This is a genomic window from Bradyrhizobium sp. ORS 285, assembly GCF_900176205.1.
GTDB lineage: Bacteria > Pseudomonadota > Alphaproteobacteria > Rhizobiales > Xanthobacteraceae > Bradyrhizobium.
Genome location: NZ_LT859959.1, coordinates 2,703,250 through 2,717,742, shown reverse-complemented (window position 1 = coordinate 2,717,742; position 14,493 = coordinate 2,703,250). Strand labels below are relative to the sequence as shown.

Below are 14,493 nucleotides of genomic sequence, written 5' to 3'. Positions count from 1 at the left end.
ATCCTTGCCAATGAGTTTGCTGATGAGTTCGCGGAGAGACGGTGGGCACGCCGCCGCCTACGGCGGCCGCTTTGCCCACCCTACGGCCATGCGTCCGCGGCGACGACCGTGCCGGGATCAGCTCCGTAGCACTGAGACTACGGAGCTACACCGCGCCGGCCTTCTGCGCGTACTCCCAGGCCTGCTTGGTCATCGGCACCATGCGCTTGACCGACTCGATGGCCTTGTCGTTGGCGGCGGTGCCGTCGCGGATGCGGCCGATGATGCCCTGGAGAATGCCGGCGAGGCGGAACAGATTGTAGGCGAAGTACCAGTTGAGATCGGGCAGCTCGGTGCCGGTGACGCCGCGATAGATCTCCGCGGCCTCCTCCATCGTCGGAATGTTCAGCGCCTTGAGGTCGACGCCGGCGAGGCCGGGCATGATCCACTGCATCAGGAGATAGGTGAAGTCGGCCATGGGATCGCCCAAGGTCGACAGCTCCCAGTCGAGCACCGCGATGACGCGCGGCTCGGTCGCGTGGAAGATCATGTTGTCGAGGCGGTAGTCGCCGTGCACGATCGAGACGCGCTGCTGCACCGGCAGAGTGCGCGGCAGCCATTCGATCAGCTTCTCCATTTCCGGCAGATGCTCGGTCTCGGAGGCGCGATACTGCTTGGTCCAGCGGTCGACCTGGCGGGCGAAATAGTTGCCGGGCTTGCCGAAGTCGGCGAGGCCGATGGCGGCGGGATCGTAGGTGTGCAATTTGGCCAGCGTCTCGATCTTGCTGGTGAAGATCGCGCGCCGCTCGGGAACCGCGACATGCGGCAGGGTCGGATCCCAGAACACCCGGCCCTCCTCCATCGACATGATGTAGAACGCCGAACCGATCACACCGTCGTCGTTGCACAGCGCATAGGCGTGCGCGACCGGAAAGCCCTGCTTGCCGAGCGCGGCGATGACGCGGAATTCGCGATCGACCGCATGCGCCGACGGCAGCAGCTTGCCGAACGGCTTGCGGCGGAGCACGTAGGAGCGCGACGGCGTGTTCAGCCGATAGGTCGGGTTCGACTGGCCGCCCTTGAACTGCAGCACGGTCAGCGGGCCGGCATAGCCCTCGACATGCTCGGCCATCCACGCCGCGAGCCTGGCCTCGTCGAAACGATGCCGCTCCTCGACCGGCTTGGTGCCGGAGAATTCTTCGTCCTTCTTGACGCCGTCGGCCACGACGAACTCCCTTGGTCGCTTGGTGTGATCTCTCCGTCATTGCGAACCGTCGGACGCGCGGAGCGCGTCCGGCGAGCGAAGCAATCCAGAGTTCCGTCGGGACTCTGGATTGCTTCGCTGCGCTCGCAATGACGGAGGTGGCGAGCGTGCCATGAATCGTAGGGTGGGCAAAGCGCAGCGTGCCCACCATCCTGCTTTGGACTCGAAAATGGTGGGCACGCGTCCGCCTGCGCGCTACGCGCTCAGCCGGACGCTTTGCCCACTCTACAAGTCTGCGCTCAGTGGCGCGGCTCGTTGGCGTATTTCTTCATCTCGAGCCGGGCGATGGCGCGATTGTGCACCTCGTCCGGGCCGTCGGCCAGGCGCAGCGTGCGGATGTTGGCGTAGTCCTTGGCGAGACCCGCATCATCGGACACGCCGGCGCCGCCGAACGCCTGGATGGCGTCGTCGATGATCTTCAGCGCCATGTTCGGAGCGGCGACCTTGATCATGGCGATCTCGCCCTGCGCGGTCTTGTTGCCGACCTTGTCCATCATGTCGGCGGCCTTGAGGCAGAGCAGCCGGCACATCTCGATGTTGGTGCGGGCCTCGCCGATGCGCTGCTCCCACACCGAATGCTCGATGATCTTCTTGCCGAACGCGGTGCGCGTCATCAGCCGGCGCACCATCTTTTCCAGCGACTCCTCGGCCTTGCCGATGGTGCGCATGCAGTGATGGATGCGGCCCGGGCCGAGACGGCCCTGCGCGATCTCGAAGCCGCGGCCCTCGCCGAGCAGGATGTTCTCCGCGGGCACGCGGACGTTCTCGAGCAGCACCTGGGCGTGGCCATGCGGCGCGTCGTCGAAGCCGAACACCGGCAGCATCTTCTCGACCTTGATGCCGGGGGTGTCGAGCGGCACCAGGATCTGCGACTGCTGCTGATGCTTGGCGGCCGACGGATCGGTCTTGCCCATCAGGATCGCGATCTTGCAGCGGGGATCGCCGACGCCCGACGACCACCATTTGCGGCCGTTGATGACGTAGTGATCGCCGTCGCGCACGATGCGGGTCTCGATGTTGGTGGCGTCGGACGAGGCCACCGCAGGCTCCGTCATCAGGAAGGCCGAGCGGATCTCGCCGTCCATCAAGGGGCGCAGCCATTTGCGCTTCTGCTCCTTGGTGCCGTAGCGGATGAACACCTCCATGTTGCCGGTGTCGGGCGCCGAGCAGTTGAACACCTCGGACGCCCAGGAGATGCGGCCCATCTCCTCCGACAGCAGCGCATATTCGAGATTGGTCAGGCCGGCGCCGCGGAACTCGTCGTCCTCATGCGGCGACGGCGGCATGAACATGTTCCAGAGACCCTCGGCCTTCGCCTTGGCTTTGAGTTCCTCGAGGATCGGGATCACCTTCCAGCGGTCGCCCTCGGCGTCCTGCTGCTTGTAGATCGGCACCGCCGGGCGGACATGCTTGGTCATGAAGCTGCGCACGCGCTCCAGCCATTCCTGCTGCTTCGCCGACATCGTGAAGTCCATGGGACTCTCCTTGGGTGTTTCCTGGCCGCGTTTTGCCGCAGTGTCGATCCACCGGATGCACCTGCGCAAGAGTGATCTTGCGCGGCACGATCTCGCGGGCACCGTCGCTGCAGTGCCGAAATCTCGCCCCGCGGAAGCACCGCGATTGACATTCCGGCCGTCTCAAACAATAGTTTCATACAATTGTTTGAAACGCAACGGGGACCCCATGGCGACCGACCAGACCCGGACTGCGATCCTCGTCGCCGCCGAGCGGCTCTATGCCGAGCGCGGCTTCTCCGACGTCACCTTGCGCGACATCGTCGCGGCGGCGAACGTCAATCTCGCCGCGGTGAACTATCATTTCGGCTCCAAGGACGAGCTGATCGCGGAGCTGTTCGTGACGCGCTCGATCGCGCTCAACCGTGAGCGATTGCGCGAATTGCGTGAAGCCGAGGATGCGGGCGGCGGCCGCGCCGAGATCAGCGCCATCCTGCGCGCCCTCGTCGGCCCGATCCTGCGCGGCTGCCTGGGGCCGGAGAACCAGCGCTCCCCGGTGGCGCAGTTCATGATCCGCGCCTCGATCGAATCGGTGCCACCGATCCGCCGCATCAAGACCAAGGAGATCGACCACTTACGCAAATTCGCGGGCGCGATGCGGCGAGCCCTGCCCGACAGCGCCGAGGTCGACCTGTTCTGGGGCCTGCACTTCGCGCTCGCCATGGCGCATCACACCATCCGCGAAAGCGAGCGGCTGACGAAACTCTCGGACGGACAATGCGATCTCGACGATGTCGAGGATGTGATCGACCGCGTGGTGCGCGGCGCGGTGCTCGGCTTGACCGCGCGTGTGCCGGCGGCAAAGTCAGCGCCGAAGGTCGCGGCGCGCGAGGCGCGCTGACGAGAATGGAGCACGCCCGATGACGCAGCGCCTGCGATTGATCCTGGCCATCGCCGCCACGGCGCTCGCGATCGTCTCGGCCCCCGAGCCGGTGCTCGCGCGCGGCGCCGCTGCCAACATCATGAACTCCCCCGGCTATCAGCGCCGCCTGCAGGAATCGCGGCAGCAACTGGGGGCGCCGCCTGCTCCATACGTGGCAGAGCCGCGCTATCACCGACCCAAGGCGAAACGCCACAGGCATCGCCACGTCCACTGAACCGTAGGGTGGGCAAAGCAGCCGCCGTCAGGTGGCAGCGTGCCCACCGTCGATCAGCGCGTTGCGCGGCGAGATGGTGGGCACGGCGCCACTGCGATCTCATCTGCCGACAGGGCACGGCACCGCCTTTGCCCACCCTACGGAAGGCGTGCGCGTGGCGCGCTACACCACACCCTGCTGCTTCAGGGCCGCGATCTTCGCTTCGTCATAACCGATCGACGCCAGCACGTCCTGCGTATGCTCGCCGAGCAGCGGCGGGGCGCGGTAGTCGGTGATCGGGGTGCCGGAGAAGGTCAGCGCGTTGCGGATCACCGACAGCTGCGGCTCGAACGGATGCTCGACCTTGACCTCCATGCCGCGCGAGCGGACATGCGGATCGGCGAAGACATGCGCGAAATCGTTGACGGGGCCGCAGGGCACGCCAGCCTTCTCCAGCTCCTCCAGCCAATGCGCGACCGAGTTCTTCAGGAACAGGCCGGCGAAGATCGCCATGATCTCCTTGCCGTTGACGACGCGGTCGTTGTTCTTGACGAATTTCGGATCGGTCGCAAGCTCCGGCGCGCCGAGCACGGCGCAGGTGCGCGCGAACTGCGCGTCGTTGCCGACCACCAGCATCAATTCGCCGTCGGTGCAGCGAAACACGCCGGCCGGCATGCCGCCATTGCCCCAGGTGCCGCGGCGCGGCGGCGACTTGCCGTTGATCAGGAAGATCTGCGCGTAATGCGACAGCGAGGCGATCACGGTGTCGAACAGGCAGACGTCGACATGCTGGCCGCCGCCACCATTGACGTCGCGGTGATACAGCGCCGAGAGGATGCCGATCGAGGTGTTCATGCCGGTCATGTAGTCGACGATCGACGGTCCGACCTTCATCGGCCCTGCCCCGGGCTCGCCGTCCATGTGGCCTGTCACGCTCATCAGCCCGCCCATCGCCTGGAAGATCGCGTCATAGCCGGCGCGCGGCGCATACGGCCCGGTCTGGCCGAAGCCGGTGACCGAGCAGTAGATCACGTCCGGATTGATCGCCTTGATGGCGTCGTAGTCGAGGCCGTAGCGCTTGAGATCGCCGACCTTGTAGTTCTCCATGAACACGTCGCAGTCTTTCGCGAGCGCGCGGATGATCTCCTGCCCTTCCGGCGAGGCGATGTTGACGGTGACCGACTTCTTGTTGCGGTTGGCGCAGATGTAGAAGGAGTTGTTGTTGTTGGCCTTGCCCTCGGGATCCCTGAGGTAAGGCGGTCCGAACGCGCGGGCGTCGTCGCCGGTCTTGGGCCGTTCGATCTTGATCACCTCGGCGCCGAGGTCGGCCAGCATCTGGGCGGAGAGCGGTCCGGCCAATACGCGCGTGAGGTCGAGAATCTTGATGCCAGACAGCGGCAGGGCCGACATGGAGTTCCTCCGGGAGTGTTATTCCTTGTGGCGGACATGCCCGCAGGGCGCGCCGCCAGTCACTCGCGGATACACCATTTCACGGGCTGGAGCACTGCGCTCTCGGCATGCGGCCTTGCCGATCAAGGACATATGCCCGTGAGGTCGTCATTCCGAGGCGTGCGCGCAGCACGAACCCGGAATCCATTCCTCCGCACAGTGTGCCGCCCGATGAATTCCGGGCTCGCGCTAGGCGCGCCCGGAATGACACCTGTGGCAGGGGCGACCGGCGGGCGGGCTTCACCTCCCGCTGCGCGGATGAGAGCGCTACGCCGCGCGCAGCTGGGTCACGAACTGGTCGACGTCGTGGCGCAGATCGGCCGACAGCTTCGACAGCGTCCGCACCGAGTCCAGCACCCCGCCGGCGGCCTGGCCGGTGGCGGCGGTCGCTTCCGAGACGCTGGAGATGTTGTGCGACACGGCGTTGGTTCCTTCCGATGCCTGCTGCACGTTGCGGGCGATCTCGCGGGTCGCAGCGCCCTGCTGCTCCACTGCCGCCGCGATGGCCGCCGCAATCTGGTTGACGCGGTGGATGGTCGAGGAGATCGCCTGGATGGCGTCGACCGAGGCCTTGGTCGCGCTCTGAATGCCGGCGACCTGCGAGGTGATCTCCTCGGTCGCCTTGGCGGTCTGGTTGGCGAGCGTCTTGACCTCGGCGGCGACCACGGCAAAGCCCTTGCCGGCCTCGCCGGCGCGCGCCGCCTCGATGGTCGCGTTCAGCGCCAAAAGGTTGGTCTGCTCGGCAATGCCGCTGATCAGCGCGACGACGTCGCCGATCCGCTGCGCCGCATCCGACAGCGCCCGCACCTCGTCATTGGTCTTCTCGGCCTGCGTGGCGGCCGCGCTCGCGATCGAGGTCGACTCGGTCACCTGGCGGCTGATCTCGCTGATCGAGGCCGACAATTCCTCGGTCGCCGCCGCCACCATCTGGACGTTGCCCGAGGCGCGCTGCGACACGTCGGCGACCGACGAGGCCTTCTGGCGGCCCTGGTCGGCGGTCGTCGACATCGATTGCGCCGTGGCGTTCAACTCAGTGGAGGCCGAGGTCAGCGTCTGCAGCGAGGCGGTGACGGTCGCCTCGAACTCCCGGATCAGCGCGTCGACGGCGGCCTGGCGCTGCTCGCGCCGCGCCTGCGCGGCATCCTTCTCGCTCGCGAGCTGGTCGCCGGTGATCATGCTGTCCTTGAATACGGCGACCGTGCGCGACATCTCACCGATCTCGTCGCGACGGTCGAGCCCGGTGAGCTCGATCGTATAGTCGCGAGCGGCCAGGCGCTGCATCGCCGCGGCCAAAGAGCGGATCGCCGCCGAGATGCGGCTCTGCACCACGATCATGCCGACCAGCGCCACGGCGAGCGCGATGCCCATCATCACGGCATTGATGACGAGGCTCTCGCGCGCCTCGCTGATCCGGCGGCCGGCGACCGCGACCATCTCGGCCAGCGCCGCATTCGCGGCATCGACGCTGTAGGACAGCAGCGCGGTGTTGAGCTTCGACAGTTCGGCGAACTTGAAGTCGATGCTCTGGTTGTTGCGCAGCGCCTTGACGAGTCCGCCCTGCTGCTCGGCCATCGCGGTCGCGTCCGCCTGCTTGGAGCGGTTGACGGCATCGACCAGCGCAGCAGGCGCATCGGGCCGCGCTGCGGCCGTCAGCACCTGGCTCCACGCCTGCGCCTGCCGTCCGGAATCCTCGGCGCCCGCGACGATCTCGGCGACGCTCCACGGCTTACCCGAAGCCGCGGCGTTCTCGATCTTGATCGCGAACTGGCCGCCGAAATTGCGTGCCGCCCAGGCCGACTGCTTGACGTTGACCATCTGATCGACGGCGGGGTCGGCGAGCTTCATCGTCTCCTCGAGGTCGGCGGCGATGACGAGCAGCGCATCGAGATAGTCCTGCGCGGCCTTGCGGAAGGAGTCCACGACCTGCATGTCGCGCGACGCCTTGGGCTGGTGGATGGCGCGCTCGGCATCGCCGCGCAACGCGGCCAGGCGGTCGTGTGTCGCGACGAGCGTGCTCAGCCGGCTCACGATCTTGGCGTCGGCAACGCCGGACAGCGCGTCCTGCACCTGCTTGTAGGCCGTCTCGGAAATCTGGCGATTGGTCGAGATGCGGGTGTCGGCGGCCTGGTCGGCGGTCCCGTCCGCGGCCAGCGTGGCCAGGAAGGTGCCGCGCTCGAGCCGGAAGCCGATCAGCGTGTTGAACAGCTGCTGGTCGGCGCCTGCGAGCCGCGCGATCCGCTGCGCCGACTGATAGCGGCCGAGCGCATCCACCAGGCCGGTGGCGAGACTGCCGATCAACAGCAGCGCCAGCGCGCCGATGATCAAGCCGAGAACGGTTCGTATGGTCAGGCCGTCGAGCAATCGCATCTGATCAATTCCACCCCGAAATTCTCCGGAGCTACTTTCACCGCTCGTCCTTAATAATTCGTCTGGCGCCCTTCGTAGCCACACTTGCGAACGCCCCGCAAAAACACGGGGTCGGCCTACTTTCTTGCTTCGTTTTGTGTGCAGCCTGGCTCCGGACACATCGGGACATACAGCACAAGAAGCTGTTAAGCGCTCCGATCAACAGCTGGATGCAGGTTTGATGTCACAACCATCGGAGCACGTCATGACGTCGATCTCTGCCTCCTCCATGAGTGGCTACTCGCCGCTCGATTTGCTCAAGCAGGAGCTCACCAAGGAAGTCTCCGCCGGCAAGGTCAGCTCGACGGACCAGACCGCGCTGTCCTCGGCGCTCGACGATATCGATTCCGCTCTACAGAGCGGCAGCAGTAGCTCGTCCTCCTCATCGACGAGCTCCACGCCGCCGTCGCCCAAGGAGATGCAGTCGAAGATCGACGATCTCATCCAGAGCGAGGTCGACAGCGGCAAGCTCACCTCCGACCAGGCGAGCGAGCTGAAAAACGTGTTCGCCAATGCCTTCTCCGGCGGTCCTGGTGGCGCCGGCGGTCCGCCGCCGAGCGATGATTCCGGCACCGACACGACGTCGAGCACCTCGTCATCGACGTCCTCGGACTCCTCGTCTCAGGTCGAAGAGCTTCTGAAGAAGCTGCTCGAGGCGCTACAGAGCTCGAACAGCAGCAAGACGTCGTCCTACAGCGCCAACGGAAGTACCTCGTCGAGTTCGACAAGCAAGTCGCTGGTGGTGGATTTCTCGGCCTGACCGACCGATGAGCGCAGCGCAGGTCGCTGCGCTCGCAATGACGGTGGCGAGGCAGACGGGCCGCCCCCTCACGGCGCGTAGAATCCCGCATGTCGCTGCGCTCATGCGGGCTATGGGAACGTCACTCCGGCGCGTTGAACGTTCGCGCGAAATACACCGGCGCGGCGGCCTTCTTCAGCCGGTAGAGCTGCGCCGGCCGGTTCGGGCCCTTGCGCATCTTGTCGATCGGCTCGATCAGGTCGGCCGAGAGCATGCGGGTGCGGAACGCGCTCTTCTCCAGCGGACGATCGAGCACGATCTCATAGGTCCGCTGCAGCTCGGGCAGAGTGAACTCCTCCGGCATCAGATAGGCCGGGAGCGAGGTATACTCGACCTTATTACGCAGCCGCTGCACGGCGGCATGCAGGATCTCGGCATGATCGAAGGCGAGCTTCGGCTTCACGGTGCTGCCCTCAAGCGGAAACCATTGCGCATCGGCCGCCAGGGTCTTTTCCGCTGCTGAGGCGGGGATCAGCGCGAAATAGGCATGGGTCGCCGACCAGCCGCGGGGGTCGCGCGTGGCGCTGCCCCAGCTGCCGAGTTGCTCCAGATAGGGGCTGACGACGCCGGTCTTCTCGGCGAGCTTGCGCCCGGCGCAGGCGGCGAGGTCGGCATCCCTGGTCACGTCGACGAAGCCGCCGGGCAGCGCGAAGGCGTCCGGAAACGGCTCCCCGTCGGCATGGCCGCGACGCACCAGCAGGACGTGCAGCGCCTCCAGCCGGATCGTGAAGATGACGATGTCGACGGTGGTCAGGGGCCGCGGGAAATCCAGCCCGGCCCTCTTGCCACCCGCCTGATCCCCTGATCCACCGCCCTGCCCCTGCCGTCCTGCCATACCACCATCCCCTCGATTTTGCCCCTTGACACTAGCATGCTTAGTTGTACTGTCCAACTTACTTAGTTGGCGTGACACACTTACGCCATCGAACCACAGGAGGCCGCCATGTTCGGCTTGCGTTTCATCAAGGCCCAGCCCACCACCTACCTGCTCAAGTACCGCGCCGGCGCGATCGTCGAGGAAGGCGCCGGGCTCTCCACCTTCTATTACGGACCCGCCACCTCGCTGGTCGCGATCCCGATCGGCAGCCGCGATGCCGCGTTCATCTTCCAGCAGATCGCCCGCGACTTTCAGACGCTGACGATCCAGGGCCAGGTCACCTACCGCATCGGTGAGCCGAAGAAGGCAGCGGCGATGCTGAACTTCACGCTGAAGCGCGACGGCAAGTCGTACGAATCCGATGACCCCGAGGAGCTGCCGCAGCGCGTGCTGGGCGCGGTCGAGGTGCTGGCGCAGCAGGCGGTCAAGGACATGACCTTGAAGGAAGCGCTGCGCGCCTCCGACCGCATTGCCGAGGCGATCGCGACCGGGTTGAAGCAACGCGCCGATATCGATGCGCTGGGTCTGGAGATCCTCGGCGTCGCCGTGCGCGCGGTGAAGCCGACGCCGGAGACCGCCAAGGCGCTGGAAGCGGAAGCCCGCGAGGCGATCCTGAAGACCGCCGACGAGGCCATCTTCGCCCGGCGCAATTTCGCGGTCGAACGTGAGCGCGCCATCCGCGAGAGCGAGCTCGATACCGAGATCGCGGTCGAGCAGAAGAAGCGGTCGATCCGCGAGACGCAGATGGACGCGGAGGCCAGCGTCGCGGCGAAGAAGAATGAGCTGCGCGAGGCCGGCATGGTCGCCGACATCGGGCTGGAGGCCAAGCGCAAGGACTTCGTCTCCTTGAACGCGGCGAACACCCGCACCTTGGCGGATGCAGAAGCCTATCGCGTCGGCGCGCTGATGAAGATCTTCGAGGGCGTCGACACCCGCGTGATCCAGGCGCTGGCGGCGACCGGCATGCAGCCGGGCCAGCTGATCGCGCAGGCGTTCTCTGGATTGGCCGAAAAGGCCGAGAAGATCGGCCAGCTCAACGTCTCGCCGGAGCTGCTGAACAGCCTGATGCAGAAGCCCGCGGAGGCGCCCCGTGTCCGGCAGTGACCGTAAGGTGGTGCTGGTCACCAGGAGAACGCGGCTGGAGGAGCTGATCGCAAAGTTCCTCACCGCGGATCAGGCCCGCTTCTATGTCGAGCATCTCGGCGCCGACTTCTCCGACTACGAACGCGAGCACGCGGCCTACCAGGCCGCGCGCGCCACGGCGACGCAGACCTTGGAGCGCTGGGGGCGCTACCAGATCATCGACCGCGGCTTCCTGCCGAACTTCATCTTCGGCCCCGCCGATATCGTCGCGGCCCTCGGCCCCGACGGGCTGGTCGCCAATACCATGAAATATCTCGACGGCCAGCCGCTGCTCGGCCTCAACCCGGACAAGCAGCTCCATGACGGCGTGCTGCTGCCGTTCGCGCCGGATGATCTCGCCAGCCTTCTGCCGGAGGTCGCCGCCGACAAGCGCGCGGCCAAGGCGGTGACCATGGCGCGCGCCAGCCTTGCCGACGGCCAGGTTCTGTACGCCGTCAACGACCTCTTCATCGGCGCGCGCACGCATGTCTCGGCGCGCTACGAGATCGCCACGCGCGACGCCCAGGAGCGGCAGTCGTCCAGCGGCCTGATCGTGGCAACCGGCCTCGGCTCGACCGCCTGGTTCAAGAGCATCGTCACCGGCGCGCTGGCCATTGCCGACAGCTATGGCAGCCATGGCGATGGCGACTACACCGCCCTGCCCTGGGACGCCCGCGCGCTCCGTTTCGCCGTCCGCGAGCCGTTCCCGAGCAAGACGTCGCAGACCTCACTGGTGTGCGGCGGACTCGATGGTGCCGAGACCTTGCGGCTGCGCTCGCTGATGCCCGAGAACGGCGTGATCTTCTCCGATGGCATCGAGGCGGATCATCTCGATTTCAATGCGGGGACGGAGGCGGTGATCGGAATTGCGGAACGACAGGGGCGATTGATTGTGTAGTCTGCCTCTACAAATTGCTTCGCCGATGGGGCGCGCCGCTCTCACCACGTCATTGCGAGCGCAGCGAAGCAATCCAGAGTCCCGCCCATCATCCTGGATTGCTTCGCTACGCTCGCAATGACGGTGGAGAGACAGGCGTCCATCTCTCACACATCGCCGTGCGGCTCGGACCCGTAGGGTGGGCAAAGCGGCCGCCAAAGGCGGCAGCGTGCCCACCGCGCATCCGCGAGCACGTCGGCAGAATGGTGGGCACGGCGCCTCTGCGATCTCATTCGTGAGGAGAGCAGTGCAGCGCCTTTGCCCACCCTACAGCCCTCATGCTCTCGCAAACAGCCGTAGCCCGGATGAGCGCAGCGATATCTGGGGTCTCACGCGCTGTTGAGATGAACCCGGATGTCGCTGCGCTCATCCGGGCTACGCAGTCATTTCCGCGCGAACACCAGCACGCCATTCGCCGGGATCGTCACCATGGCCGAGCTGGGCTGGCCGTGCAGCGCGGGGCCGTTCGCATTCACCGCGCCGTTGTTGCCTACCACGCCCGGATTGACCCAATTGTCGTAGACGTCGCTGTTGAACACCTCGTGCCACGTCCCTGCCGCCGGAAAGCCGATCGCGTAGTCGCGCCACGGCGTTTCGCTCAGGCTGACGATCACGATGACGTCGTCGCCCTGCCCGTCCCAGCGGTGGAAGGCGAGCACGCGGTTGGCGTCGTGGACGTGGACGATGGCGCAGCCCTCGGCCGCCAGCGCCGGATGGGTGCGGCGGATGGCAATCAGCTCCGATGTGAAGCGCATCGCGTCCGCGGTGATCTTGTCCTCGCCGTCGAGCAGCGCCCACTGAATCGTGGTGTCCAGGCTCGGCGTGTCGCTCCACGGCCGGTCCTCGAACATCTCCTGGCCCATGAACAGCATCGGGATGCCCGGCGCAGTCAGCAACAGACCAGTGGCGACGCGACAGCGGCTGCGGGCGTACCAGCAGCGGCTGTCGATGGGATCGGCGAGACGCGAGATGCGCGGCTCGCGGCCGGCATAGACGATGTCGTGGTTCTCGATCGAATTGACCGCGCGCCAGCGGTTGCCGAGGCCGAGATCGGCGATGGCAGTGGCGATCGGCTGCATGGCGACATGAGCCCCTGCTCCGCCGGCCGCACTGGCAATGGCGCCGCGCACGGCGAGCCGCAGGCCATCGCTCCAGGTTGCGTCGAAACCAGCACCGCCTTGCGCAATGTCCTTTACCACCCATGGATTGACCGGCCAGAACTCGGCGATCTGGATCGCGTCCGGCTTCTCCGCGCGCAACGCCTCGGTCAGCTGCTGACAGGTTGCCCAGCCGCCGAAGCGGTCCATCACGCTGACCTCGTCGAAGCGCAGGCCGTCGGCGTGATATTCGCGATAGAACATGATGGCGTTGTCGACGAGGTACTGCCGCACGTCGGCGTTCCAATAGGCAAACACCTGGCCGCCGGCCCAGCCCTGGTCGGTGAAATACAGGCTCCGGTTGGGATCGCCGTAAGGCTGGCGGTCGAAGAACCAGATGCTGGCCTCGTCGAAACCGCCGCCGGCATGGTTGTAGACGACGTCGAACAGCACGGCGATGCCATAAACATGGCAGACGTCGATCAGCGCGCGCAGCTGGTCGTCGCAATGCCTGACGACGCCGATGTCGGCGTAAGGCGCGGCACCCGCGGCCGTCAGGATCTCGTTGGTGCGCGCGAAGTAGGCCGCGAGATTCGTATCCTCGTGCTCGCCGTAGTCGGTTTCCGGGCTGAACAGGTCGGTGCCGTTGTAGCCCATGCTGAACATCGACGGGAATTCTTGCACGGGCAACAGCTCGATCGCGTTGACGCCGAGCTTCTTCAGATGCGGCACGCGCTCGATGACGTCGAAGAAGCAGCCGTCGGGGTTGCCGGCCTTCATGTCGAACGTGCCGACATGAAGCTGATAGATCACGAGCTCATTGCTGGGCGGCGGCGTGAAATCGGTGTCGTGCCAGGGAAAGGCTTGCGGATTGCGCAGCACCGAATGCGCCTGCGGAAACGGCGGATCGACCGTCAGCAGTCTCGCATGCGGATCGCGCTTGTAGCCCGAATTGCCCTCGCCTTCGACGAAGTACATGTAGGCGTCGCCGTCCTTGAGGCCGGGGATGAAGATCGCCCAATGGCCGTTGCCGATCGGCGCGAGACGGCAGCTCGCATCCTGCGCCCAGTCGTTGAACGGGCCGGACACGTAGACCGCCTTGGCATGCGGCGCGAACACGCGGAAGGTGGCGCCCCCGGTCACCAGGGTGCCGCCCATGGGAGCCTGGAGAAGATGCATCTGCCTCAACGAAATTCGGATGCCTTCCGGAAATGGCGGCAGCGTAACAGGTTCCAGCAGCATATCCACGGTCTCGCCCCCCGCTCAGAACAACCGCGCGCCGTTGGGCACGGCCTTGTCGGGCTTGAACAGCACGACATTGCCCTGGTCATCGGGAAAGCCGAGCGTCAGCACCTCGGACATGAACTTGCCGATCTGCCGCGGCGGGAAGTTGACGACAGCGGCGACCTGGCGACCGACCAGGGTGGCCGGATCATAGAGCGAGGCGATCTGCGCGCTCGAGCGCTTGGTGCCGATGCCCTCGCCGAAATCGATCGTCAGCTTCAGCGACGGCTTGCGCGCCTCCGGATACGGCTCGGCGGCGACGATGGTGCCGACGCGGATGTCGACGGCGAGAAACTGGTCGAAGCTGATCTGGGCCGCTGCCGGTGCTGTCGGATCATGGGCGAGATGCATGGCGGCCTCTTCGAACGCGGGACAGGCCGGCGGGTCGATGTCCCAGCCCGGCGAATTGGAGATTCCTCAACCGGATCAATTTCTAGTCGCCGGGTCGGGCGGTGACAATGCACCGCCTTGGGGATGGCAGGCTGTCGCTGGGGATTGGCAAGGCCGGTGTGGCGGATGGGCCGCAGACGGCAAGGCAAGCACTGCAGCTCTGCCGACAGAAACCTGCTGCCTGCACCACCTCCGCCGTCATCCCGGCGCACGCCGGGATCCATAACCACAGGACGATGCCGTGACACGAGATGGCCCGACTTGCGCAAGCCAACGACCGTCACGGAGTATGGGTCCCG

The 14,493-nt window shown here is 66.0% G+C and carries 12 protein-coding genes; 5 read left to right on the top strand and 7 right to left on the bottom strand.

Annotated elements, in window-relative coordinates; translation table 11 throughout:
- Positions 1-145 precede the first annotated feature (145 nt).
- Together BRAD285_RS12255 and BRAD285_RS12250 are read right to left on the bottom strand one after the other, a co-directional pair.
- Positions 146-1,204 carry a phosphotransferase family protein gene (locus BRAD285_RS12255; protein WP_006615653.1) on the bottom strand — a complete coding sequence of 353 codons (1,059 nt, stop codon included), beginning with the start codon at positions 1,202-1,204 and terminating at the stop codon, positions 146-148.
- A gap of 278 nt (positions 1,205-1,482) precedes the next feature.
- Entirely contained in the window at positions 1,483-2,718 is a 1,236-nt protein-coding gene (locus tag BRAD285_RS12250) for an acyl-CoA dehydrogenase family protein (protein WP_006615654.1), read from the bottom strand.
- 208 nt (positions 2,719-2,926) lie between these two features.
- Between BRAD285_RS12250 and BRAD285_RS12245 the strand changes: the two genes are divergently transcribed.
- Together BRAD285_RS12245 and BRAD285_RS12240 are read left to right on the top strand one after the other, a co-directional pair.
- The gene (locus BRAD285_RS12245) at positions 2,927-3,598 is read left to right on the top strand and encodes a TetR/AcrR family transcriptional regulator (RefSeq protein ID WP_006615655.1); all 672 of its coding nucleotides are present in this window, start codon (positions 2,927-2,929) and stop codon (positions 3,596-3,598) included.
- Between the two features lie 19 nt (positions 3,599-3,617).
- On the top strand, positions 3,618-3,854 hold the full coding sequence (locus BRAD285_RS12240) for a hypothetical protein (RefSeq protein ID WP_006615656.1): 237 nt from the start codon (positions 3,618-3,620) through the stop codon (positions 3,852-3,854).
- A 162-nt stretch (positions 3,855-4,016) separates the two neighbouring features.
- Here BRAD285_RS12240 and BRAD285_RS12235 read toward each other — a convergent pair whose 3' ends face one another.
- Both BRAD285_RS12235 and BRAD285_RS12230 read right to left on the bottom strand, forming a co-directional pair.
- Positions 4,017-5,243, bottom strand: a complete 1,227-nt coding sequence (locus BRAD285_RS12235) for a CaiB/BaiF CoA-transferase family protein (protein ID WP_006615657.1) — start codon at positions 5,241-5,243, stop codon at positions 4,017-4,019.
- 306 nt (positions 5,244-5,549) lie between these two features.
- On the bottom strand, positions 5,550-7,649 hold the full coding sequence (locus BRAD285_RS12230) for a methyl-accepting chemotaxis protein (protein WP_006615658.1): 2,100 nt from the start codon (positions 7,647-7,649) through the stop codon (positions 5,550-5,552).
- A gap of 244 nt (positions 7,650-7,893) precedes the next feature.
- On the opposite strand from BRAD285_RS12230, the gene BRAD285_RS12225 reads away from it, so the two are divergent.
- Positions 7,894-8,448 (top strand): hypothetical protein, encoded by a 555-nt coding sequence (locus BRAD285_RS12225; RefSeq protein ID WP_006615659.1) that lies wholly within the window; start codon positions 7,894-7,896, stop codon positions 8,446-8,448.
- Between the two features lie 121 nt (positions 8,449-8,569).
- Here BRAD285_RS12225 and BRAD285_RS12220 read toward each other — a convergent pair whose 3' ends face one another.
- Positions 8,570-9,322, bottom strand: a complete 753-nt coding sequence (locus BRAD285_RS12220) for an NUDIX domain-containing protein (RefSeq protein WP_006615660.1) — start codon at positions 9,320-9,322, stop codon at positions 8,570-8,572.
- 108 nt (positions 9,323-9,430) lie between these two features.
- On the opposite strand from BRAD285_RS12220, the gene BRAD285_RS12215 reads away from it, so the two are divergent.
- Together BRAD285_RS12215 and BRAD285_RS12210 are read left to right on the top strand one after the other, a co-directional pair.
- A complete protein-coding gene (locus BRAD285_RS12215; RefSeq protein ID WP_006615661.1) occupies positions 9,431-10,468 on the top strand; it encodes an SPFH domain-containing protein in 1,038 nt (345 codons plus the stop codon).
- Positions 10,455-11,384 carry a hypothetical protein gene (locus BRAD285_RS12210; protein ID WP_006615662.1) on the top strand — a complete coding sequence of 310 codons (930 nt, stop codon included), beginning with the start codon at positions 10,455-10,457 and terminating at the stop codon, positions 11,382-11,384. The genes BRAD285_RS12215 and BRAD285_RS12210 overlap by 14 nt, the downstream gene beginning before the upstream one ends.
- A gap of 422 nt (positions 11,385-11,806) precedes the next feature.
- Here BRAD285_RS12210 and BRAD285_RS12205 read toward each other — a convergent pair whose 3' ends face one another.
- Positions 11,807-13,762, bottom strand: coding sequence for an alpha amylase C-terminal domain-containing protein (locus tag BRAD285_RS12205; RefSeq protein WP_172889875.1), 1,956 nt, complete (start codon positions 13,760-13,762; stop codon positions 11,807-11,809).
- A gap of 21 nt (positions 13,763-13,783) precedes the next feature.
- Positions 13,784-14,155, bottom strand: a complete 372-nt coding sequence (locus BRAD285_RS12200) for a tRNA-binding protein (protein WP_006615664.1) — start codon at positions 14,153-14,155, stop codon at positions 13,784-13,786.
- Positions 14,156-14,493 lie beyond the last annotated feature (338 nt).